Here is a 22,464-nt window from a genome sequence, read left to right as displayed (position 1 = left end):
CGTCCCGCCTTCGGCCGCGGTTGAGGTTCGGGCTTTCCCTCCCTCCGACGTCATCCTCGGGCTTGACCCGAGGATGACGGAGGAGAGGTTTTTCGGTGGTCGGTTCGCACCACTCGGACCTGAAGTTTCCCCATCCTCTCTTGCGCAAACAGTTCCCCGCATAGCTCCACTGCAGTAAGGTCCGCAGCCATGACCGGCGCCCGTGCCTTTTGCCGGAACCGTTGCCATACTCCCGGAGGAAACCATGCATACCCAAGACCTGCCGATCGTCGATTGCCCCAAGGCGCCGCGTGCCCGCGGGCAGGCGCATGGCGAAGCCTTGCGCGGTGTTATCGCCGAAAAGATCGAGCGCTGGCAGGCAGCCATCGGCAAATCATACGGCCAGCCGGCCAAAACCTTCCTGCCGGCCTTTTTGACCGCCACGGATTTCCGGCCGGCAGTGGCCGAATTCACGCCCGAGCTGCTGGAAGAGGTCCACGGCATTGCCGAAGGCGCCGGGATTGCGGAAGAGACGGCTTTCGCCCTGCAGCTGATGGACGAGGAATGGTGGTTCGGCAAGACAAAGGGCGACGGCCATTGCAGCAGCCTTGCGATTGCGCCGGCCGAGGGCCAGCCGACGCTGGTCGGCCAAACCATGGACCTGCCGCGCTGGCACGATCATGCACAAGCCTTGCTGCGCCTCAAAGACGGAGACAACGAAACACTCGTCTATACCTCCGCCGGCATGGTCGGCCTGATGGGTGTTTCCAGCCGCGGTCTCGGCATCTGCGTCAACACGCTGTCGCAGCTTGCCACCAGCCGGCGCGGCCTGCCGGTGGCCTTTGCCATGCGCGGCGCGCTGGCGCAGGCGAATGCCGAAGCGGCGGCGGCATTCCTTTCGCGCGTACGCCATGCCTCGGGCCAGAACTACCAGATCGGCGACCGGCAAGGTGTCCGCACCCTCGAATGCTCCGCCGGCGGCGCTGCCGTGCTGACGGTCGAGAACGGACGGTCGCTGCATACCAACCATCCGCTGGCCAGCACCGACGCCGCTCCCGGCGCGAAAATGGAAGGCAGCAGCAATTCGCGAAACCGGCTACGCAGCCTCCACACCGATTTCGCCCGCAGCAGGCCGGTCGATCTCGACAGGATAAAAACAGCGCTTTCCGCCTGCCGCAAAGGCGGCGCCGTGTCGATGGTGCCGAAAGGCCCGGCGAATGCACACACGAAACTCGGCCTGATGAAATCGATGACGGTCGGCGCCGTCATCTATGAAATCGGAGAAACCGTATCGCTGTCCGTTGCCGCCGGTCCGCCAAGCGTCGAAGGCTGGAAGAAGATCACGCTTCGGCAAGGCTGAGACGGTCGCCAACGCGGATCGTCGTCGTGCCCTCCACCTTGCAGAGGGCGCCGAAACCGCCCTCGCCGTGCTGGCTGATCTTGTGCAGCACCGCCGGCAGGAAAGAAAGCTCGCCTTGGGCAAGCGCCGTGAAGGTGCAGCGGGCGCAGGGTTCGGTAAAGGTGATCACCGCATCGCCGATCATGAGTTTTCGGCCGATCAACTGGTGTTCGACCAATCCGGTAAAACCCGGCTCCGTCTCGACGACGATGTTGGGGCGGAAGCGGCGCGGATGCACCTCCTCCGGCTTGCCGAGGAGATCACCGAGCTCGCGCATCGAGGCGGTGGTCAAGAGGTGGATGTCGGCGCGCTGGTAGCGCGGCGCAACCTTGCCCTCGCCTTCGGCACCATAGGGCACATGCGGCTTGAAGGTGGCCGGGAAATCCAGGAAACGGCTGGCCATCGCCTCGGCCTCCGCGGTCTCGACGGCAAACCACTCACCTTCGCCGTTTCCCACTTCTATGCCGTTTGCACCGATCCGAGACCGCAGGTTCGGCAAGGGGCGCCATGGCTTGCGGTTTTCCGGCGCGGCGATCTCGCCGCTTTCCTTTTCGACGATGCCCCAGAGCCGGTCATGCTCAAGACCGCCGGGAGCCATCAGCGCCTCCTGCATCTGCTCGCCCCCCATGGAACTGACCGGATAGCGCCAGATTTCGATGATACGGCCGAGCGATTGCATGCGTCATTCCTTCCTTGAAACGGCGAGGACCGTGGAAAACCAGCCCTGAACGGCAGCCACCATCGCCCGGCCGTCATGACCGACGCCGGGAACGATATCCTGCATGACGCCTATACCATGGGATTCGAGGTTTTGGCGCAAGGCCGCCAGGCGCTCCAGCCGGTTGGCCTCCGCCAGGCGTTCGGCGCCGGCCATCCACCAGCTATCCTGCGGTGTCAGGCGGATTTCCCATGTTTCCTTGTCCTCGCCGCCGATCACCATGTGTACCGGCACATGCCGCATGGCGTCGATATCCAGCCGCTTGCCGAACACCGTTTCGAAATTGCGGATGCCCACCCAGAAATCATGATCGGGATCGAGAAGGGTCACGATACCCGGCGCGCCGATCGAGACGCCGAGCAGCCGTTCGGGATGGATGAAGAGGAAACGATGCGCGAAATGACCGCCGCCGGAAAAGCCGTGCAGCAGGAAACGCTCCGAGCGCAGCCGATAGCGTTCCGCCACCTCTGCCACCATGTCGAGCAGCACAAGGTCGTAGGCGATGCCGCCGTGGCGGATCAGCTTGTAGCTCGACAGTTCCCCCGGCGCCGACATACCGGCCGGAAACAGCGGCGCGAGGATGATGACGCGCTCGCGCTCGGCAAAATCCGCAAAACCGTTGCGATAGGTTTCCGCCCAGCGTGCCGTGCCATGAACGAGAACGACAAGATCGAGGGCCTCGCCGCTATGCTCGTCGTAGTCGTGCGGCACGTAGAGGCAATAGGAGAGCCGCGGCTCCAGGCGGCTGGCAAAATAGGGCGTGCGGCCGCGATCGTAATAACCGAGGCGGCCGGCCGTGCCGCCTTCCCGCAACGGCTGCGGCGCGAAGATCATGATCCGGCCACCTGTTTCTGCGCCGCGCCACCGGCAAAGCTGCGGTCCAGCAGCATGGCGGCATCGAGCAGCCGGCGTGTATAGGTATGCTGCGGCCGGTCGAAGACATCGTCGCGCCCGCCAATCTCGACGATACGGCCATCTTCCATCACGGCGACCCGGTCGGCCACCTGCTCCACGGCGCCAAGATCGTGGGAGACGAACAGGCAGGCGAAACCGTAGCGCGCCTGCAGGTCGCGGAACAGTTTCAGGATCTGCTTCTGCACCGTCATGTCCAGCGCCGAGACCGGCTCGTCGGCAACCACGAAGGCCGGGCGGCTGACGATGGCGCGGGCAATCGCCACGCGCTGGCGCTGGCCGCCGGAGAGCTGGTGCGGAAAGCGCCGGGCGAATTCCGGCGCCAGGCCGACTTCGGCGAAGACCTCCCTCACCCGCTCCTGCCGCTGCCGGCGGTCCATCCGCGCATCGAGCTTCAACGGCTCCTCGACGATATCGGCAATGCGCTGGCGTGGATCGAGCGAGGAATAGGGGTCCTGGAAGACGATCTGGATCGCCTGCCGCAGGCTGCGGCTGGCCGCATCGCGCCCGTAAGCCAGCGGCAGGCCGCGAAACCGCATCGTGCCGGAGGACGGCGTGACCAGGCCGACGATCGCCCGGCCGAGCGTCGTCTTGCCGGAACCGGAAGCGCCGACCAGCGCCAGCGTCTCGCCCGTGTTGATCGTCAGGTCGGCGCCGTGGACGGCGCGCTTTCCTTCCGTCCGGCCAAACAGCCTGGCGCGGCCGGGATAATCGATGACGACGTTCTTCAGCTCGATCAGCGGCTCGCCGGCCGCCCCCGCGGAGCGAATGCCGCCGGCGCTACGCCGCGGCAGGGCATCGACGAGGCGCCTAGTGTAATCGTGTTTCGGCGCATGCAGCACCTCGGTGCTGTCGCCCTGCTCCAACGCCCTGCCCTTGTGCATGACGACGACGTTGCGGACGTAATGCGAGACCATGCCGAGATCGTGGCTGATCAGCAGCACGGAGGTGTTGTTTTCCTGCGTCAGCTCCACCATCAGGTCGAGCACGTCGCGCTGGATCAGCGTGTCGAGCGCCGTGGTCGGCTCGTCGGCGATCAGGAGCGCCGGCTTCAGCAGCATGACGGAGGCAAGCATGATGCGCTGGCGCATGCCGCCGGAAAATTCGTGCGGATAGGCGGAAAGACAGCGCTCGGGATTCTGGATGCGGATGCGCTCCAGCATGGCAAGGCTGCGATCTCGGATCTCGGCCTTGCCGAGCTTGCGGTGCAGCGCCAGCCCTTCCGCCATCTGCTGGCCGATGGTCATCGACGGATTGAGCGACACCATCGGCTCCTGGAACACCATGCCGATCTCGGCGCCACGGATTTCACGGAGCTTTGCCGGCGGCAATCCGGTCAGTTCGGTGTCGCGCAGACGGATGCGGCTTTCAGGCGTTACCTGAAAGGGCGGCGGCAGCAGGCCGAGCACGGAGCGCGCCGCCATGGTCTTGCCGGAGCCGGATTCGCCGACCAGCGCCAGCATCTCGCCGGCAGGCAAGATAAAGCTCAGATCGTCGACGACCTTGACGCCAACCGTCCCGACCCGGACGGAGAGGTTCTCGACGGTCAACAGGGCCCGTTTTTCGTTTGTCCCAGCCATGTTTCAATCCTGCATCTTCGGGTCGAGCCAGTCGCGCACCGCATCGCCGAGAAGGTTCACGCCGAGAAGCGTGATCGAGATGCAAAGGCCGGGCAGAATGATGATGTGCGGCGCCTGGTTGATGTAGGGGCGGCCGGTGGAGAGCATGTTGCCCCAGCTTGGCGCCGGCGGCGGCACGCCGAGGCCGAGGAAGGAGAGCGCGCTTTCCGACAGCACCACCCAGCCGAACATCGTCGTCGCCAGCACCATGATCGGCGCGATACAATTCGGCAGCACATGCCGCAGCATGGTGACGATCTCGCTGTTGCCCATCACCCGCGAGGCCTCGACGAATTCCCGCTCGCGGATCGAGAGCACCGTGCCGCGCACAACACGCACGGCGACCGGCACATAGGCGATGCCGAGCGCGATGATGATGCCATTGCGGCTGGCGCCGAACACCGCCATGAAGCCGAGCGCCAGCAACAGGCCGGGAAAGGCGAGCAGCGCATCATTGACCATCATCAGGATGCGGTCGGTCCAGCCGCGCAGGAAACCGGCGAGGATGCCGAGGATCGTGCCGAAGACGATGGCGAAGACAACGGTAGAAAAGGCGATCCAGGCGCTGGTTCGTGCGCCGTACATCAGCCGGCTGAGCATGTCGCGGCCGAACTCGTCGGCGCCGAGCAGGTGGCTGGCCGATGGTCCCTTGAGGCGGGCGAGCAGGTCCAGCTTCAGCGGATCGTAAGGCGAGAGCCAGGGGCCGAAGACGGCGACGAACAGGAGCAGGCCGACGATGAGAATGCCGATCAGGCCGTTGAAACGCAATGCGGGAAAACCGAGCGCCCGAGCGATCATGCCGTCACCCTTGGATCGAGAAGCGGATAGAGGAGATCGACCAGCAGGTTGACCACCACATAGATGAAGGCGGTGAACAGCATGCAGCCCTGCACCACCGGATAGTCGCGGGCATAGATGCCGTCCACCAGCATGCGGCCGAGGCCGGGAATGGTGAAGACGGTCTCGATGACGGCAATGTTGGCGAGCAGGCTGCCGAGAACCAGGCCGATCAGCGTCATCGTCGGGGCAAAGGCGTTCTTGAAGGCGTGCCGCCACATGACAGTCGCTTCCGACAGGCCCTTGGCGCGGGCATGGGTGATGTATTCCAGCCGCGCCACCTCGATGGTGCTGGCGCGGGCCATGCGGGTGATCGAGCCGGATTCCACCAGCACCAGCGTCACCACGGGCATGATGATGTAGAGCAGCGCGCTGCCGAAATCGCGGCTGAACGGCACATAGCCGACGACAGGCAGCCAGCCGAGCTGCAGGCCGAAGATCAAAAGCAGCATCAGCCCAAGCCAGAAGCTCGGAATGGAAAGGAGCAGCGTCGATGTGGCGATAACGGCGATATCGCCCGACCGGTTCTGCCGCCAGGCGGCGAACATGCCGGCGGGAACGGCGATGAAGGTGGCGAAGAAGACGGCGACGAGAACGATGGTCGCCGAGACGGAGAAGCGTTCGAGGATCAGCGGCAGCACCGGCTGCCGCGTCGAGATCGACTGGCCGAAATCGCCGGTCAGCACATTGCCTAGCCAGTAGAGATATTGCAGCGCGATCGGCTGGTCGAGGCCCATCTCCCGCCGCAGCGCCTCCACCTGGCCGGGCTGGGCGAGATCGCCCAGCATCAGCGTCGCCGGATCGCCCGGGATCATCCGCATCAGGGCGAAGACGGCGACCGAGACGAGGAAGAGGGTCGGGATCGACGATGCGATCCGGGTCAGGATGAAGCGGACCATCGCTTGCCTTTCCCGACTGCATCGACGGTCGCGCCGGCCGCTTTTGCAAGCGCCGCCTCGTCCATGGCCAGTTCATAGCGCGTGAAAGTGCGGTTCAGCGCCGGCAGCGGCGCGATGTCCATGAAACCCTTGGCCGGTTCGCAGATGATCATCGCCACGGTGGCGGAGAGATTGCCGCCCTCCTTCGCCAGCGGCGCGCGGCAGACGCAGAAGGGCGAGCCGAAATCGTCGAAGAAGGCGCGCTTCAGGTCGTCGGCACCGAGCTTTTCGCCGCCCTCTTTCAGCACCTTCCAGACGCGCTGGTCGCGGTAAAGACTGTCGGGAACGCTGGCGAGGCCGGTTTCCTTGAGTTTCGACAGGGCGACGCCGCTCTGCCAGTGGTTGGCATGCACGATCATGCCGTTTTCCGGGTAGATCGGGAACACCTCGTCCGGGGCGCATTCGAGATCGACGGCAAAGCCTTCCGCCGTCGACAGCATCATGTTGTTAGAGCCGGATTTCGGGGTGATGGCCACGACGCGCAGCGCCAGGGCGAAATGTTGCGCCTCCAGCGCCCGGCGGCGGATGAACGGCAACGGGATGCCCATGTCGCGATAATCGCGCTCGCTCTCGAGATAATTGGCGGTGATGGTGATGCCGGCGGAATTGAAGCCGCTGCGCGCCAGGCCGCCAGCCTCGGTGAACGTCAGGATGTCCGGGCCATCGTCGCGCAGGATGCGCAACACGATTGAGCTATCGGCGCATTCGGCCCGCCAATCCCAGTTCTGGCCGTGGATGACGGTTCCGTCCTGCGTGACCTCCGGCAGCAGCACGGCGCCGGTGCAGCCATCCGGATCGTCATCGCCGACGCCGGCTTCGAGCCGGGCAAGCTGCAGGACCTCGGTGCGCGCATTGATCAGCACGATCGCCGAAAGGTCGATCCCCGCCCCCTCGGCAATGCCCTCCATCTCCGTCACCAGATCCGGTGCCCACTCGCGAATGCGTGGCAGGAAGGCCGTCACGAGCCGCTCGATATTGGCGTCGTCGAAACCGAGACGGTGAAGCTGGTCGGTGTAGAGCCCTGCCGAGAGCAGGATGCGCTCGCGCGCCTTCTCGCCATACATCCGGCCGCGCTCCCGCGGCGATCCGCTGATTTCAACGAGGGGAAAGGGAGTGATCTCTGCCATAGCTCTGCCTTGTTGTCTGTCTTTTTTCGAACATAATGCATTTTGGTGAAATGAAAAGCATTAAAATTGCAAATCTAGGGAGTCGCGCTGCGTTGTGTTCGCGGTATAATGCAGCAAAGACGAGGGCATCATGGACGTTATGGATAGTCAGGACACGGAGCAGGCGGACGGACCGAGCACGCTGCAGCTCGATCTCGCCCGCCGGATCATCGACAGGATCCGCGATGCGGAGATGAGTGTCGGAACACGCATTTCGGCGCCGGAACTGGCCCGGCTTTTCGGTGTTTCGCGCTCGCCGATATCGGGCGCGCTGGAACTTCTGGTGGAAAAGGGCGTGTTGCAGCCGATGGAGAAACGCGGCCTCCGGCTGGCGCGCGACATCTCGACATTGGACCTGAGCGAAATCCTGCCAAACTCACCGATCGAGGAGCTTTACCGACAGATGTTGCGCGAGCGGGCGCAGGACCAGCTTCCGCAGGAGGTTTCCGAAGCGGAACTGATGCCGCGCTACGGCGTGTCGCGCGGCATCGTGCGCAAGCTTTTGATGCGGTTTGCGGCCGAAGGCCTGGCGCAACGCCTGCCCGGCCATGGCTGGCGGTTCGTCGATACGCTGGTGGGCGAGGACGCCTACCGGGAAAGCTACGAGTTTCGCGCCATCGTCGAATGTTCGGCGTTGCGGACACCAAATTTCAAGGTGGATGCCGAGATCGCCGCGCAGATCCGCCGCTCGCACGAACGCATCCTCCGCGATCCGGCCAGCCGCTCGGGCAGCGACGAGTGGTTCCGCGTCAATGCCTTCTTCCACGAAAACCTCGCCGGCTTTTCCGGCAACCGCTTCCTGACGGACGCCATCCGCCACCAGAACAACCTGCGCCGCATGCAGGAATCCGCCGCCTTCTTCGAACTGCCGGCGGAACGCATCGAACAGTCCTGTCGTGAGCACCTGGCGATCCTGGGTGCGGTGGAAGGCGGCAATCTGGAATGGGCCGAGGCGCTGCTGCGCCAGCATCTCAAGCAAGCCTCGGAATTCGGGGCGAGCAAGGCGGGGTGATACTGTTTTGGGCGGGGCCGGGCGGCACTGCCCCTCACCCTAACCCTCTCCCCGCTTGCGGGGAGAGGGGACTTGCCTCACGCGGCGTCGAGCGTGGCCGAAAGGGTGCAGCATATCCCCTTCTCCCCGTCAGAACGGGGAGAAGGTGCCGGCAGGCGGATGAGGGGCATTTTCTACAGCTAAGACACGCACCAACCGCGCTCAGGCGTCTCGTGCCTTCAATCTTTCGCTGAAGGCGAGCGCCAGCAGCGTACAGACCGCACCCGAGAGCAGGTAGTAGCCGACGAACGGCAGGCCGAAGCTGCTGGAGAGGCTGAGTGCGACGAGCGGTGCAAAACCGGCGCCGATCAGCCAGGAGAGATCCGATGTCAGCGCAGCACCCGTATAGCGGTAGGCCCTGCCGAAACGGGACGACACCGAACCCGCCGCCTGGCCGAAGGAAAGACCGAGCACGCCGAAACCGATGATCACGAAGGCATCCTGGCCGGCATTGCCGCCGGCGAGCAGCATCGGGCCGATGAAGCTGAAAATCGCGATGATGATGGCACAGACGGCCAGCTGCCCGCGACGGCCGATGCGGTCAGCCAGCAATCCCGACAGGATGATGCCGAGAATACCCACCGCCGCGCCGATCACCTGGACCACGAGGAAGGTACCGATCGGCTGGTCGCCGAAGAGGTTCATCCAGCCGAGCGGGAAGATGGTCACGAGATGGAACATGGCGAAGCTGGCAAGCGGCACGAAAGCACCGATCAGGATATCGCCGCCATGAACACGCAACACGTCCGGGATCGGGGCGGCCGATAGCTCGTTCTGCTCCAGAAGCGTGCCGAATTCCTTGGTCATCACCAGACGCAACCGGGCAAACAGCGCCACGACGTTGATGGCGAAAGCGACGAAGAACGGGTAGCGCCAGCCCCAGCTCAAAAAGTCCTCGCTGGAAAGATTGGCGACGAAATAGCCGAACAGCGTGCTGGCCAGCGCAAAGCCGATGGGCGCGCCGAGCTGCGGGATCATTGCGTACCAGCCGCGGCGGTTCTGCGGGGCGTTGAGGGCAAGCAGTGAGGCAAGTCCGTCCCAGGCGCCGCCGAGCGCAAAACCCTGGCCGAGGCGGAACAGCGCCAAAAGATAGATCGACCAGACGCCGATGACGTCATAGCCAGGCAGGAATGCGATCGAGGCGGTCGATCCGCCCAGAAGGAAGAGCGCGATGGTCAGTTTCGTGCCACGGCCATACCAGCGGTCGATGGTCATGAACACGATCGAACCGACCGGGCGGGCGATGAAGGCAAGCGAGAAGATCGCAAAGGAATAGAGCGTCGCGGTCAGCGCATCCGGTGCGAAGGGAAAGACCAGCTTTGGAAACACCAGAACCGAAGCAAGCCCGAAGACGAAGAAATCGAAAAATTCCGACATGCGGCCGATGATGACACCGATCGCGATGCTGCCGGGAGAGACGGGCTTGTCATCGTGGATACGGCGCGCGTCGCGCTCCAAAGTCGATGACGAAGGCCCGAAATGTGTGGTCGAACTCATAAGAAAAACGCCTCCCTCGTTTCCAAGGCGCCTGCGACAAAGCACCTCATCAGCGATGATGAACAAACTCATGCACTTATCAAGTCCGCAGGCGCGAATTTGTTCATCAATTTTTTTCATCCACCGACACAAAACCCGCCTGGCCGGAAATCGCGAAAAAACAGCGTTCCGGGCTGGTCCGACACCCGGATACGCTCTATTTTACGCGATCAAATGGACGGCTCGCCGGAAAACCTTCGATTTTCTTCAGGTTTTCCTCAAAGCGGCTTTGGAGTGCTCTTTGTCGCGGCGCGGCAAATTGCTGCAGTGCGACCAAACACCTCATATTCCTAACCGTCCCAGTGCTTTAGTCGCGGACGGAACGAACCAACAAGAGCTTTGAGCCGTGCAAAAATTCATATTGTCCGCCCGCTTCCTCACAGTTCTCCCGCTCCTCTTTTTGAGCGGTTGTGACCTGGTCGTGATGTCGCCCTCCGGCGACATCGCCAACCAGCAGGCAAACCTGATCCTGGTATCGACGTTCCTGATGCTTCTGATCATCGTGCCGGTGATCTTCCTGACGCTGTATTTCGCCTGGCATTACCGGCGCTCGAACAGCACAGCGAAATACGACCCCGACTGGCACCATTCGACGCGGCTCGAAGTGGTGATCTGGTCGGCACCGCTGGCGATCATCATCGCGCTCGGCGCCATCACCTGGATCAGCACCCACAAGCTCGACCCCTACCGGCCGCTCGACCGCCTCGATGCGGAACGGCCGATCCCGGCGGACACCAAGCCGCTCACCGTCGAAGTCGTGGCGCTCGACTGGAAGTGGCTGTTCTTCTATCCGGATTACGGCATCGCGACCGTCAACGAACTGGCGGCGCCGGTGGACGTGCCGATCAACTTCAAGATCACCGCGTCGTCGGTGATGAACTCCTTCTACATTCCGGCGCTGGCCGGCCAGATCTACGCCATGCCCGGCATGCAGACCAAGCTGCACGCCGTCATCAACAAGTCGGGCGAGTTCGAAGGTTTTTCCGCCAACTACAGCGGCGACGGCTTTTCGCACATGCGCTTCAAGTTCCATGGCCTCGACCAGCAGGGTTTCGACGACTGGATCGCCCGCGTCAAACAGATGGGCACGGCGCTCAACCGCGATACCTATCTGAAGCTTGAAAAGCCCAGCGAACGCGAACCGGTGCGCTATTATTCCAGCGTCGAGAACGGCCTCTACGAAGCCGTGCTCAACCTCTGCGCCGCGCCTGGCAAGATGTGCATGAACGAAATGATGCACATCGACATGATGGGCGGCGCCGGCAAGGAAAGTGCCGAAAACCGCGAGCGGCTGGAATATGACAACCGCCACGCCAAGAGCGGTGCGGAAACGCCCGGCGCCACCTTCCCTGCCACCGGCACGCCGGCCCGCAGCGAGGAAGACAGCAACAGCACCGTCGGCACCAGCGTCCAGGAAGGTCATCAGGGCCACGACATGCACAACATGAACCATGACGGGCACTCGGCGCCCGGCACCGACGACAGTTCCGGCGATCCGGCACCGACACAGCTCAACAATTGACATTGAACCGCCTCGCCGACCGGCGAGACCCTCAATGAACGGGTAATTCCATGTTTTCCAATTTTGACCTCCAGAAGTTCATCTTCGGCCGGTTGACGCTCGAGGCGATCCCCTACCACGAGCCCATCCTGGTCGCGACCTTCATCGCCGTCGCCATCGGCGGCCTCGCCGTTCTCGCCCTCGTCACCCGCTTCAAGCTTTGGGGTTACCTGTGGCATGAATGGTTCACCAGCGTCGATCACAAGAAGATCGGCATCATGTACATCATCCTGGCGATCATCATGCTTTTGCGCGGCTTTGCCGATGCCATCATGATGCGTATCCAGCAGGCCATCGCCTTCAACGGCAACGAGGGTTATCTCAACGCCCACCACTACGACCAGATCTTCACGGCGCATGGCGTGATCATGATCTTCTTCGTGGCCATGCCCTTCGTCACCGGCTTCATGAACTACGTCGTGCCACTGCAGATCGGCGCCCGCGACGTCTCCTTTCCCTTCCTCAACAACTTCTCCTTCTGGATGACGACGGCCGGCGCCGTCATCATCATGATGTCGCTGTTCGTCGGCGAGTTCGCCCGCACCGGCTGGCTTGCCTATCCGCCGCTGTCGGGGGCCGATTACAGTCCGGGCGTCGGGGTGGATTATTACATATGGGGGCTGCAGGTGGCGGGTGTCGGGACGACGCTGTCGGGCATCAACCTGATCGCCACCATCGTCAAGATGCGCGCCCCCGGCATGTCCTTCATGAAGATGCCGGTGTTCACCTGGACGTCGCTGTGCACCAACGTGCTGATCGTCGCCACCTTCCCGGTGCTGACGGCAACGCTGGCGCTGCTTTCCCTCGACCGCTACGCCGGCACCAACTTCTTCACCAACGACCTCGGCGGCAACCCGATGATGTATGTCAACCTCATCTGGATCTGGGGCCATCCGGAGGTCTACATCCTGGTGCTGCCGGCCTTCGGCATCTTCTCCGAAGTGGTCGCCACCTTCTGCGGCAAGCGCCTGTTCGGTTATGCCTCGATGGTTTATGCCACCGTCGTCATCACCATCCTGTCCTACATCGTCTGGCTGCACCACTTCTTCACCATGGGCTCGGGCGCCAGCGTCAACGCCTTCTTCGGCATCACGACGATGATCATCTCGATCCCGACGGGGGCGAAGATGTTCAACTGGCTGTTCACCATGTATCGCGGCCGCATCCGCTACGAGCTGCCGATGTACTGGACGATCGGCTTCATGGTCACCTTCGTCATCGGCGGCATGACCGGCGTGCTGCTCGCCGTGCCGCCGGCCGACTTCGTGCTGCACAACTCGCTGTTCCTCATCGCCCACTTCCACAACGTCATCATCGGCGGCGTGCTGTTCGGCCTGATGGCCGGCATCGTCTACTGGTGGCCAAAAGCCTTCGGCTACAAGCTCGACATGTTCTGGGGCAAGATGAGCTTCTGGTTCTGGCAGATCGGCTTCTTCTTCGCCTTCATGCCGCTCTACGTGCTCGGCCTGATGGGCGTCACCCGCCGCGTCTCGCAATTCGAGGACCCGTCGCTGCAGATCTGGTTCATCATCGCCGCCTTCGGCGCCGCGCTGATCGCCATCGGCATCGCCTCCTTCATCATCCAGCTCGTCGTCAGCTTCCTCAAGCGCGACCAGCTGCGCGAGACGTCGGGCGATCCGTGGAACGCCCGCACGCTGGAATGGTCGACCTCCTCGCCGCCGCCGGACTACAACTTCGCCTTCACGCCCGTCGTGCACGACCACGACAGCTGGTGGGACATGAAGAACCGCGGCTACGAGCGGCCGCTTGCAGGCTTCCGGCCGATCCACATGCCGAAGAACACCGGCACCGGCATCATCCTGAGCGGCATCAGCGTCGTGCTCGCCTTCGGCCTGATCTGGTACATGTGGTGGCTCGTCGTCGTCTCCTTCGTCGCGCTGATCGCTGTCGCGATCGGCCACACCTTCAACTACAAGCGCGACTTCTACATCCCCGCCGATGTGGTGACCGCAACCGAAGACAAGCGCAGCGCACTGCTGGAAAAACAGGCCTGACCCGATGAGCGAAACGACAGTAGAAACGGGCGAAAAGCCGACTTTTTACCTCACCGAGGACCACCACCCGGAAAACAGCACCAATCTGGGCTTCTGGCTCTACCTGATGAGCGACTGCCTGATCTTCGCGGTGCTGTTCGCCACCCATGCCGTGCTCGGCCGCAACTATGCGGCCGGCCCCTCGCCGGCCGATCTGTTCGACCTGCCGCTGGTGGCGATCAACACGGCGATGCTTCTGTTCTCCTCCATCACCTATGGCTTCGCCATGCTGCAGATGGAGCGCAACGCCAAGGCGGAAACGCTGTTCTGGCTCGGCGTGACAGGTGTCTTCGGGGCGATCTTCCTGGCGCTGGAACTTTACGAGTTCTATCACCTGATCCATGAAGGCGCCGGCCCGACGCGCAGCGCCTTCCTGTCGTCCTTCTTCACGCTGGTCGGCACCCACGGCCTGCACGTCACCTTCGGCATCATCTGGCTGATCACGTTGATGGTGCAGGTGTCGAAGCACGGACTGATCCCGGAAAACCGCCGCCGGCTGATGTGCCTGTCGATGTTCTGGCACTTCCTCGACGTCGTCTGGATCGGCGTCTTTTCCTTCGTCTACCTGATGGGAGTTCTCTGATGAGTTCGCAAGCCCCCGCGCATGAGGATGCCCACGAGGCCCATCACGGCCACAGCCATGGGCACGAAGCCGGCCACGGCACATTCCGCAGCTATGTCACCGGCTTCATTCTGTCGGTCATCCTGACGGCCATTCCCTTCTGGCTGGTAATGGCCGGCGTCTTCGAAAGCCGCCTGGTCACCGCCGCGCTGATCATGGGCTTCGGTGCCGTCCAGATCGTCGTGCACATGATCTACTTCCTGCACATGAACACCAAGTCGGAAGGCGGGTGGACGATACTCGCGCTGATCTTCACCTTGCTGCTGGTCGCCATCGCGCTCTCCGGTTCGCTCTGGGTCATGCATCACCTCAACGTCAACATGATGCCGATGAGCCCCGAGATGATGAAGAACATGCCCTGACGGGCCGTGCCGGCAATGCAGAGCGATCAGCAATGGCGAGATGCGGAGAGGCAACCGTCTCTCCGCGCCCGCAGGCTCCTTACGGCCTTCCTCATTCTCCTCGTGGCGGTATTCACGGCCCTCGGCACCTGGCAGGTGCAGCGGCTCTTCTGGAAGCTGGACCTGATCGCCCGGGTGGATGCCCGCGTCCACGCCGATCCGGTGCCGGCGCCGACAGGCGCAATCGACCCGGCCGAAGACGAATATCGCCATGTCACCGCCACGGGCCTCTTCGAACACGACAAGACGGTGCTCGTCCAGGCCGTTACCGAACGCGGCGCCGGTTTCTGGGTGATGACCCCGCTGCGCGCCGACGATGCAGCCACCATCCTCGTCAATCGCGGTTTCGTGCCCGCCGACCGGAGCGCGCGGGACGCCCGCCTCGGCAGCGAATTGGCCGCCGGGCCGTTCACCGTGACGGGCCTGTTGCGGATCAGCGAACCGGGTGGCGGCTTTTTACGCGCCAACGATCCGGCGGGTGACCGGTGGTTTTCCCGGGATGTGGCGGCCATTGCCGTTGCAAAGGGGCTCGGCAATGTCGCTCCCTACTTCATCGATGCCGATGCGACGGAAAATCCGGGCGGACTGCCGATCGGCGGCCTGACGGTCGTCAGGTTCCGCAATAGCCATCTCGTCTATGCGTTGACGTGGTACGCCATGGCAGCCGGTCTCGTCGGCGCCCTCATTTACGTGCGCCGCCGTTCGGCTTGAACCATCGGAAGCGCTACGAACGCAACACGGCGTGACCGATGTCGATCAGCAGCTCTTCTTCGAGGATGCCGCGCTGATAGGAACGAATAAGGGTTGCGGCGCACCGCGCCGCTGTAAGAGTGGTTTTCGGCTCGTCACAATCGTCGCAAACGCGCTCGAAGATCTGAGCGATCATGGCAATCTGTTCCGAACTCAGAACCGGCATGACGCGCGGAAACGAGGCATAGGACATGGTAGTCTCCTACACGAACTCGACGCATTGGGGATATCGATAGCGTACGTTACATGCAACGACCGCGCAAGCGAGGACTTGACGTCTCGCTCGATGATAGCCGCCAGCGGCTGAGGTGTACTTAACGATGTTTAAAAGGAGCCTGACAGGATGTCTCGATCTCCTGCCAGGCTTTCGGAACGGCTGGAAACTCAGCTGCCCATGTCGTTCACCTTGCTGCCGGCGAAGGCGCTGTTGATGTCGTCCACGGCCTTGCGGTCGAGGTAGCCGGTATCGAACAGAACGGCATTCAGGCGGAGGAGACTGCCGGATTCAACCCTTTGGAACTCGCAGCGGATGCTGCCGGGATGTTCCGTATCGAAGAACATCACCACCGTATCCTTGTTGGGGCGGGCGGCAACGTAACTGGAGATGGCATCGCCCTGCAGCGTTTCGATGGCGAAGTTGCAGTATCGTTCCTGCACCAGTTCGATATCCGCCGGGTCGGTCTTGACGGCGACGGCATCGGCTTCTTCCGAAAGGGACAGGATCGACACCAGGACACACGCCAGGGCGACGACAGGGACAATGAAGGCGAGCAACGGGCGGCGGAGACGGCCGGACATGCTCAAGATGGATGCTTGAATGCTTTGCATGACAGACTCCTTGGGTGCGGAGACACCTGCCATCATGGCAGGTTCATGCTCCGCACCAGGGCCGACCGGGATTTTTGCCATGGGCATGCATGGCCGGCCCTGGTTGCCGGGTTGTCATAGCCGGGAAACGACAGGCGACCGGTTCCCGCAGGAACAGCATTCGCAAAATTCTACAACCTGAGAAAATTACCCGGCCTGTCCGGCGACCTCGCGGATGCCGGCGCGAATCCGGTTGGCGACCGTTAGCGCCAGCAGCAGGCTGGCGGCGGCAAACAGCCAGATCGTCCACGTCCCGAACGTGCCGCCAAGCGCAACGAAGGCGCCAAGCGCGCCAAAAAGCACCGCCCGGTCGCTTTTGCCGAGCGGCCCGTCGTAGCGTCTCGAGGCTCCGACCGTCTGGCCGAGGACACCGGCGAATTCCGTCAACACGGACAGGAAGATCACGAGTGCCACCCACCAGGACATGCCCGGGTGAAGAAAGGCGAAGGGAAGATAGAGTGCGGCGTCCGACACCACGTCGGTCAGTTCGTTGAGGTATGCGCCGAGCACGCTTTTCTGCCCATGCTCCCGCGCCAGCATGCCGTCGATGGCATTCAGCGCCATGCGCAGGAAGAACCAGACGGGCACCAGAAGGAACCAGCGCGGCTCTGGAACAACGACCAAAAGAGCACCGATGGCAAGGGAAATGGCGGCCGCGGCCAGCGTCACCTGATTGGCAGTGATACCCCCAGCCGCGAGCTTGCGCACCAGCGGACGCAGGATATTCTGAAATCGGCTCTTCAATTGATAGACGGACATGCTATTCGATGAGCTTATGGCAATCAGACCGCAAGACCGGCAGATTGCCGTGGGGGAATTTTTAAAACCAGCCGCGAATGAATACCCGCCCAGACACGTGCAACTGACGTGAAATCGACTTTTCTGTCAATGGCCTCCCTGTGCCCAACGGAGATCCGCATGCTGCAAACATCCGACGCCGCCCCTGCCAACCGGACACGCTCCGTCGAAGAAGCGGAGTTCGCAACGCATGACGGCACCCGGCTTTTCTACCGTGTATGGCCGGCGGCCGACGCTGCGCCGAAAGGGGCGATCATCCTGCTGCATCGCGGCCACGAGCATGGCGGCCGCGTCGCCCATCTGGTGCCGGAACTGAGCCTGCCGGATTATGCTTTTTACGCCTGGGATGCGCGCGGTCACGGCCGTTCGCCGGGAGAGCGCGGTTATTCCCCCTCCTTCGCCGCCTCAGCGCATGACCTTGATTGTTTCGTCCGGCATGTCAGCCGAACGAGCGGCGTTCCGGTCGAGAACATCGCCGTCATCGCCCAGAGCGTCGGCGCCGTGCTGGCCGCCACCTGGGTGCACGACTATGCGCCGCCAATCCGCGCTCTGGTGCTCGCCTCTCCGGCCTTCTCCGTCAAGCTCTACGTGCCCTTCGCCCGGCAGGGCATCGCGCTGTGGCAGAAACTCAAGGGCACCTTCTTCGTCAATTCCTACGTCAAGGCGAAATTCCTCACCCATGACCGGGAGCGCATCGCCTCCTTCGAAAGCGACCCGCTGATCACCCGGCCGATCGCCTCCAACATCCTGCTGCAACTCTACGAAGCGGCCGACCGTGTCGTTGCCGATGCGCGGGCAATCACCGTGCCGACGCAACTGCTGATCTCCGGCAGCGACTGGGTGGTGCGCCCGGCGCCGCAGCACCGCTTTTACGAAAACCTCGGTAGCCGCACCAAGGAGCGGCATGTGCTGCCCGGCTTCTACCACGACACGCTCGGCGAGCGTGACCGGCATCTTGCGCTCACAAAAATCCGCAGCTTCATCGAAGATCGTTTTGCCGCCCCGCGCGAGGAAGCCGTACTGCTCGACGCCGATCGCCAGGGTTTCACACGCGACGAAGCAGACCGGCTGGCGACGCCGCTCGGGGCTCTTTCGCCGCGCGGCCTCTACTGGGCGGCAAGCCGCGCCAACATCCACCTCGGCGGCCTGATGTCGAACGGCATCGCCACCGGCATACGGACAGGCTTCGATTCCGGCTCGACGCTGGATTATGTCTACGAAAACCAGCCGCGCGGCGTTGGCCCCGGTGGCCGGCTGATCGACAAGATCTTCCTGGAAGCCATCGGCTGGCGCGGCATCCGCCAGCGCAAGCTGCATCTGGAGGAGCTGATCGGCATCGCGCTCCGCCGGCTGGAAGAGGCCGGGCACAGCAAGCATGTGCTCGACATCGCCGCCGGCCACGGCCGTTATGTGCTCGACGCCATCGCCCGCGCGGACATCCGGGCAGACAGCGTGCGGCTGCAGGACTATTCGCCGATCAACGTCGATGCCGGCCGCAAGAGCATCAGTGAGCGGGGTCTCACCGACATTGCCAGCTTCCACCAGCAGGATGCCTTCGACGGCGACCGGCTGGCGACGACCGATCCCGCCCCCGATCTCGCCATCGTTTCCGGCCTCTACGAGCTGTTTGCCGACAACGGCCTGATCCGCAGCTCGCTCGGCGGCATTTCCCGGGCGATGTCGCCGGGCGGCCTGCTCGTCTACACCAACCAGCCATGGCATCCGCAGCTCGAAATGATCGCCAGGGCACTGACCTCGCATCGCGGCGGCGAGGCGTGGGTGATGCGCCGCCGCACCCAGGCGGAAATGGACCGGCTGGTCGCCGCCGCCGGCTTCCGCAAGCTGGAGCAGCGCATCGATCCCTGGGGCATCTTCACCGTGTCCATCGCCGAGCGGATCTGAGGCGACCGTGGCGGAGACATCGATTCCCTCCCCCCTGCCGGTACGCATGGCGGTGCTCCGCCGCGCCGCCCTGTGGCTCGCCTTCCTGGCGCCGTTCTTCTACCTGACTTACGGCACCGCCAACTGGCTTGCCTCGCAGCGATCCGCCGTGCCGAACCTCGCCTTCGGCTGGGAAGGAGCGATCCCCTTCCTCGCCTGGACGATCGTGCCCTACTGGTCGATCAACCTTTTTTACGCGCTCTGCCTGTTCATCAACGACAGGCCGGCGGAGGTGGACACACTCGGCAGGCGTTATCTGACGATCCAGCTGATCGCCGTCTCCTGCTTCGTGGCCTTTCCGCTGCAGGCGATCTTCGTGCGTCCGGAAACCCATGGCCTGCCGGGTTTCATGTTCGAGGTGCTCGGCGGCTTCGACAAACCGTTCAACCAGGCGCCGTCACTGCACATCGCCCTGCTGGTGGTGATCTGGGACCATCTGCGTGGAAAGCTGCCGCGTGCCGCCCGGCTTGTCTGGCACGTCTGGTGTTTCCTCATCGGCATTTCGGTGTTGACGACATGGCAGCATCACAGCATCGACATTCCGACCGGCCTGCTGCTCGGCCTTTTTGCCGCCTGGCTGTTTCCGCGCAATGCCTCCTCGCCGCTTGCCGGCTTCCGCCTGACCACAGATGCCAAGGCGCGCAAGCTCGGCAGTTATTATCTCGGCGCGGCCTTGGGCTTTCTGGCTCTCGCCATTCTCGGCACGTTCCATTCCGGCGCGGCGCTGTTGCTGATGTGGCCAGCGATTGCCATGGCGATCGTCGCCGCCGGTTATTTCGGTGCCGGGCCGCAAATCTTCCAGAAGCGCGCCGATGGCCGCGCCTCGCTCGCCAGCCGCTGGCTGCTCGCCCCCTACAGGCTCGGCGTTGTCGTCAACATTGGCTGGTGGACGAAAGGGGCGCCGGCAGCAGTGGAAATTGCCGATGGCGTCTATCTCGGCCGGTTTCCGACAGGCCGGGAGGCTGCCGCCTTCGCGACCGTCATCGACATGACCGGAGAACTCTGCGCCCCACGGCAGATGCAAAGCCGCTGGCACGCCTTCCCGACCCTCGACCTCATCCGACCACCGCCGGGATCGACAACGGAGGCTGCCCGGCTGATCGAGACGTCGCGACCGGAGGGGCCGGTGCTGGTCTGCTGCGCCCTCGGCTTCCAGCGCAGCGCCGCCGTCATCGGCACGTGGCTGGTGGCAACCGGCCGCGCGGCCGATGCCTCAGCCGCCATCGCCCGTATCGTGGAAGCCGGCCGTCGCATCCATCTGCAGCCCGACATGATCGTCACCTGAGAGGAACGCCTTGGACTGGACATCCACCGCCACGCAGACATCGACCGGTCTTCGCCGCAACGGCCTGTTCGGGATCGTGATCTGCCTGCTCGTTTTTGCCCTCGCCCCGGTGACTGCCGGCGCGCATGGTTTTACCAAGCCGCTCGGCTGGTGGCTGCTGCTCGCCTTTACGCTTGCCGCACTCGCCTTCTCGCTGCACCTGCTGTTCGATGCCCTGCTGTTCCGGTTGGCCGGCTCGCATCCCCACGAACGATCCGGCCTTGCCGCCGTCGATGATAGTCTCGCCCGGTTTGGCTTGCGCGCCGCCGCACCCGAACCACGCCCGCTCGCCGCCCGCCTGTCCGGCACTCGCGGCATCGTCTGGCGGCAGCGTTTCGCGCTGGCGGCCTGCCTGCTTGTCTACGGTATCCTGCTCATCGACGCGATCGAGGGGCCGGTCGCATGCTGACATTCGATCACAAGGCATTGTCGCAATCGCTGTTCGGCGCCTTCCTGGCCGGCCTGTCCCGTGCCATCACCGGCGTCATTCCGATCTGGGTCGGCAGCGCGCCGTCGGAAAGGCAGCGCATTTATTTCGCCAACCATGCAAGCCACGGCGATTTCATCCTGCTCTCCTCCTGCCTGCGGCCGGAGGACCGGGCGCGTACCCGCGCCGTCGCCGGCGCCGACTACTGGCGCCGCGGGCGCCTACGCCGTTTCCTCTCCGAATACCTGCTGCGCACCGTGCTTGTCGAACGTAACTGGGTGGAGCGCAGCCAGGACCCGATGGCCGTGATGCTGGGAGCGCTGGAGCAGGGAGAATCGCTGATCCTCTTTCCCGAAGGCACGCGCAACATGACGGAGGAGCCGATCCTGCGTTTCCGCTCCGGCCTCTACAACCTCGCCACGGCCCGGCCGGATGTCGAACTGGTGCCGTGCTGGATCGAAAACATGTCGCGGGTGCTGCCGAAGGGCGCATTCCTGCCGGTGCCGCTGCTCTGCCGCGTCATCTTCGGCACACCGATCGCGCTCGTCCCCGGCGAAGACCGCAAGGACTTTCTGCACAGGGCGCAGAATGCGCTGCTCGGCCTCAGATCGCAAACCAACGGAGAACGGGAATGATGTCGGAAATGAGCAGGCTGTTCATCGGCCTGATGGCCGTGCTCGGCACGGCAAGCCTGGTGGCCGGCATCCTCTCCTGGCGCAGCCCGAAACCGCTGTCTTCGACGCTCGTCAACCTCAACGTCCGCATCCGCGCCTGGTGGGTGATGATCGCCGCCATCTCCATCGCCTTCCTGTTCGGTGAAGGCGGCGTGATCATCCTGTTCGCGCTGATTTCCTTTGCGGCACTGAGGGAATACGTGACGCTGACCCACACCCGCCGCAGCGATTACTGGGTGCTGCTCGGCATGTTCCTGATCATCGTGCCGCTGCAATATTACCTCGTCTGGATCGACTGGTACGGCCTCTATTCGATCTTCATCCCCGTCTACTGCTTCCTCGCCATGCCGGCGCTGACGGCGCTGTGGGGCGATACCTCGCGTTTCCTCGAACGCATCAGCGAGCAGCAATGGGGCATCATGCTCTCCGTCTACTGCATCAGCCACGTGCCGGCGCTGGTCACCCTCGACATCCCCGGCAACAACGGTCGCGGCCTGCTGTTGATCGCCTTCCTGATCGCCACCGTGCAGGGCAGCGACGTGTTGCAGTACATCTTCGGAAAACTGTTCGGCAAACACCGCATTTCGCCCAATGTCTCGCCCTCAAAAACCTGGGAGGGTCTGGTCGGCGGCATCCTCAGCGCCTCGCTGCTCGGCGCGGGATTGTTCTGGCTGACGCCGTTTTCGCCGCTGGAAGCCGGCGTGCTGGCCGCACTTGCCTGCGTCATGGGTTTTCTCGGTGGCCTCGTCGCCTCCGCCATCAAGCGCGACCGCGGCGTCAAGGATTGGGGGCATATGATCGAAGGCCATGGCGGCATGCTTGATCGCACCGACAGCCTGGTCTTCGCCGCGCCGGTGTTCTTCCACATCATCCGTTACGCCTGGACGTGA

At 63.5% G+C, this 22,464-nt stretch carries 23 protein-coding genes; 13 read left to right on the top strand and 10 right to left on the bottom strand.

Annotated features, from left to right (window positions below; all coding sequences use genetic code 11):
- Positions 1-244: 244 nt before the first annotated feature.
- The gene (locus tag ACSQ3I_RS17865; protein ID WP_436001118.1) at positions 245-1,339 is read left to right on the top strand and encodes a C45 family autoproteolytic acyltransferase/hydolase; all 1,095 of its coding nucleotides are present in this window, start codon (positions 245-247) and stop codon (positions 1,337-1,339) included.
- Here ACSQ3I_RS17865 and ACSQ3I_RS17860 read toward each other — a convergent pair.
- Genes ACSQ3I_RS17860 through ACSQ3I_RS17835 form a run of 6 tightly spaced genes read right to left on the bottom strand, consistent with a single transcriptional unit; the run spans position 1,320 to position 7,529 of the window.
- Positions 1,320-2,057 carry an MOSC domain-containing protein gene (locus ACSQ3I_RS17860; RefSeq protein WP_436001116.1) on the bottom strand — a complete coding sequence of 246 codons (738 nt, stop codon included), beginning with the start codon at positions 2,055-2,057 and terminating at the stop codon, positions 1,320-1,322. The two genes, ACSQ3I_RS17865 and ACSQ3I_RS17860, sit on opposite strands and share 20 nt — an antisense overlap.
- 3 nt (positions 2,058-2,060) lie before the next feature.
- Complete coding sequence (locus ACSQ3I_RS17855; RefSeq protein WP_436001114.1) at positions 2,061-2,930, bottom strand: alpha/beta hydrolase; 870 nt, start codon at positions 2,928-2,930, stop codon at positions 2,061-2,063.
- Positions 2,927-4,588, bottom strand: a complete 1,662-nt coding sequence (locus tag ACSQ3I_RS17850; RefSeq protein WP_436001113.1) for an ABC transporter ATP-binding protein — start codon at positions 4,586-4,588, stop codon at positions 2,927-2,929. Before ACSQ3I_RS17850 ends, ACSQ3I_RS17855 begins: the two co-directional genes overlap by 4 nt.
- A gap of 3 nt (positions 4,589-4,591) precedes the next feature.
- A complete protein-coding gene (locus ACSQ3I_RS17845) occupies positions 4,592-5,425 on the bottom strand; it encodes an ABC transporter permease (RefSeq protein ID WP_436001112.1) in 834 nt (277 codons plus the stop codon).
- Positions 5,422-6,363 (bottom strand): ABC transporter permease, encoded by a 942-nt coding sequence (locus ACSQ3I_RS17840; protein WP_436001110.1) that lies wholly within the window; start codon positions 6,361-6,363, stop codon positions 5,422-5,424. Before ACSQ3I_RS17840 ends, ACSQ3I_RS17845 begins: the two co-directional genes overlap by 4 nt.
- Positions 6,345-7,529 (bottom strand): C45 family autoproteolytic acyltransferase/hydolase, encoded by a 1,185-nt coding sequence (locus ACSQ3I_RS17835; protein WP_436001108.1) that lies wholly within the window; start codon positions 7,527-7,529, stop codon positions 6,345-6,347. The genes ACSQ3I_RS17840 and ACSQ3I_RS17835 overlap by 19 nt, the downstream gene beginning before the upstream one ends.
- Before the next feature lie 130 nt (positions 7,530-7,659).
- Here ACSQ3I_RS17835 and ACSQ3I_RS17830 point away from each other — a divergent pair, with 130 nt between their 5' ends.
- Positions 7,660-8,580 carry an FCD domain-containing protein gene (locus ACSQ3I_RS17830; protein WP_436001107.1) on the top strand — a complete coding sequence of 307 codons (921 nt, stop codon included), beginning with the start codon at positions 7,660-7,662 and terminating at the stop codon, positions 8,578-8,580.
- A 201-nt stretch (positions 8,581-8,781) separates the two neighbouring features.
- On the opposite strand, the gene ACSQ3I_RS17825 is transcribed toward ACSQ3I_RS17830, so the two are convergent.
- A complete protein-coding gene (locus tag ACSQ3I_RS17825) occupies positions 8,782-10,116 on the bottom strand; it encodes an MFS transporter (protein WP_436001105.1) in 1,335 nt (444 codons plus the stop codon).
- A gap of 55 nt (positions 10,117-10,171) precedes the next feature.
- On the opposite strand from ACSQ3I_RS17825, the gene ACSQ3I_RS17820 reads away from it, so the two are divergent.
- The 6 genes from ACSQ3I_RS17820 to ACSQ3I_RS17795 all read left to right on the top strand — a co-directional run bounded on the left by ACSQ3I_RS17820 (position 10,172) and on the right by ACSQ3I_RS17795 (position 15,504).
- Complete coding sequence (locus tag ACSQ3I_RS17820) at positions 10,172-10,498, top strand: hypothetical protein (RefSeq protein WP_436001104.1); 327 nt, start codon at positions 10,172-10,174, stop codon at positions 10,496-10,498.
- Between the two features lie 81 nt (positions 10,499-10,579).
- Entirely contained in the window at positions 10,580-11,677 is a 1,098-nt protein-coding gene (gene cyoA / locus ACSQ3I_RS17815; protein ID WP_436001204.1) for a ubiquinol oxidase subunit II, read from the top strand.
- Positions 11,678-11,727: 50 nt separating this feature from the next.
- Entirely contained in the window at positions 11,728-13,731 is a 2,004-nt protein-coding gene (gene cyoB, locus ACSQ3I_RS17810; protein ID WP_436001102.1) for a cytochrome o ubiquinol oxidase subunit I, read from the top strand.
- A gap of 4 nt (positions 13,732-13,735) precedes the next feature.
- Positions 13,736-14,353, top strand: a complete 618-nt coding sequence (gene cyoC, locus ACSQ3I_RS17805; protein WP_436001101.1) for a cytochrome o ubiquinol oxidase subunit III — start codon at positions 13,736-13,738, stop codon at positions 14,351-14,353.
- Positions 14,353-14,754 (top strand): cytochrome o ubiquinol oxidase subunit IV, encoded by a 402-nt coding sequence (gene cyoD, locus ACSQ3I_RS17800; protein ID WP_436001099.1) that lies wholly within the window; start codon positions 14,353-14,355, stop codon positions 14,752-14,754. The genes cyoC and cyoD overlap by 1 nt, the downstream gene beginning before the upstream one ends.
- 15 nt (positions 14,755-14,769) lie before the next feature.
- Positions 14,770-15,504 carry an SURF1 family protein gene (locus ACSQ3I_RS17795; protein WP_436001098.1) on the top strand — a complete coding sequence of 245 codons (735 nt, stop codon included), beginning with the start codon at positions 14,770-14,772 and terminating at the stop codon, positions 15,502-15,504.
- Between the two features lie 13 nt (positions 15,505-15,517).
- On the opposite strand, the gene ACSQ3I_RS17790 is transcribed toward ACSQ3I_RS17795, so the two are convergent.
- The 3 genes from ACSQ3I_RS17790 to ACSQ3I_RS17780 form a co-directional block, all read right to left on the bottom strand.
- A complete protein-coding gene (locus tag ACSQ3I_RS17790) occupies positions 15,518-15,736 on the bottom strand; it encodes a hypothetical protein (protein WP_436001096.1) in 219 nt (72 codons plus the stop codon).
- Positions 15,737-15,927: 191 nt separating this feature from the next.
- On the bottom strand, positions 15,928-16,371 hold the full coding sequence (locus ACSQ3I_RS17785; RefSeq protein ID WP_436001094.1) for a hypothetical protein: 444 nt from the start codon (positions 16,369-16,371) through the stop codon (positions 15,928-15,930).
- A gap of 186 nt (positions 16,372-16,557) precedes the next feature.
- Positions 16,558-17,169, bottom strand: a complete 612-nt coding sequence (locus tag ACSQ3I_RS17780) for a CDP-alcohol phosphatidyltransferase family protein (RefSeq protein ID WP_436001092.1) — start codon at positions 17,167-17,169, stop codon at positions 16,558-16,560.
- 159 nt (positions 17,170-17,328) lie between these two features.
- On the opposite strand from ACSQ3I_RS17780, the gene ACSQ3I_RS17775 reads away from it, so the two are divergent.
- The 5 genes from ACSQ3I_RS17775 to ACSQ3I_RS17755 are packed head-to-tail and all read left to right on the top strand — an operon-like array spanning position 17,329 to position 22,464.
- Complete coding sequence (locus tag ACSQ3I_RS17775) at positions 17,329-19,110, top strand: bifunctional alpha/beta hydrolase/class I SAM-dependent methyltransferase (RefSeq protein WP_436001090.1); 1,782 nt, start codon at positions 17,329-17,331, stop codon at positions 19,108-19,110.
- A gap of 46 nt (positions 19,111-19,156) precedes the next feature.
- Positions 19,157-20,434: a phosphatase PAP2/dual specificity phosphatase family protein gene (locus ACSQ3I_RS17770; RefSeq protein ID WP_436001202.1), complete on the top strand. Its 1,278-nt coding sequence runs from the start codon at positions 19,157-19,159 to the stop codon at positions 20,432-20,434.
- Between the two features lie 10 nt (positions 20,435-20,444).
- Positions 20,445-20,882 carry a hypothetical protein gene (locus tag ACSQ3I_RS17765; protein WP_436001088.1) on the top strand — a complete coding sequence of 146 codons (438 nt, stop codon included), beginning with the start codon at positions 20,445-20,447 and terminating at the stop codon, positions 20,880-20,882.
- Positions 20,876-21,535: a lysophospholipid acyltransferase family protein gene (locus ACSQ3I_RS17760; RefSeq protein ID WP_436001086.1), complete on the top strand. Its 660-nt coding sequence runs from the start codon at positions 20,876-20,878 to the stop codon at positions 21,533-21,535. The genes ACSQ3I_RS17765 and ACSQ3I_RS17760 overlap by 7 nt, the downstream gene beginning before the upstream one ends.
- Positions 21,535-22,464, top strand: coding sequence for a phosphatidate cytidylyltransferase (locus ACSQ3I_RS17755; RefSeq protein ID WP_436001200.1), 930 nt, complete (start codon positions 21,535-21,537; stop codon positions 22,462-22,464). The genes ACSQ3I_RS17760 and ACSQ3I_RS17755 overlap by 1 nt, the downstream gene beginning before the upstream one ends.

The sequence above is a fragment of the Rhizobium sp. LjRoot30 genome, from assembly GCF_964253915.1.
Classification (GTDB): domain Bacteria; phylum Pseudomonadota; class Alphaproteobacteria; order Rhizobiales; family Rhizobiaceae; genus Metarhizobium.
This window is presented reverse-complemented; position numbering and strand designations above follow the sequence as displayed.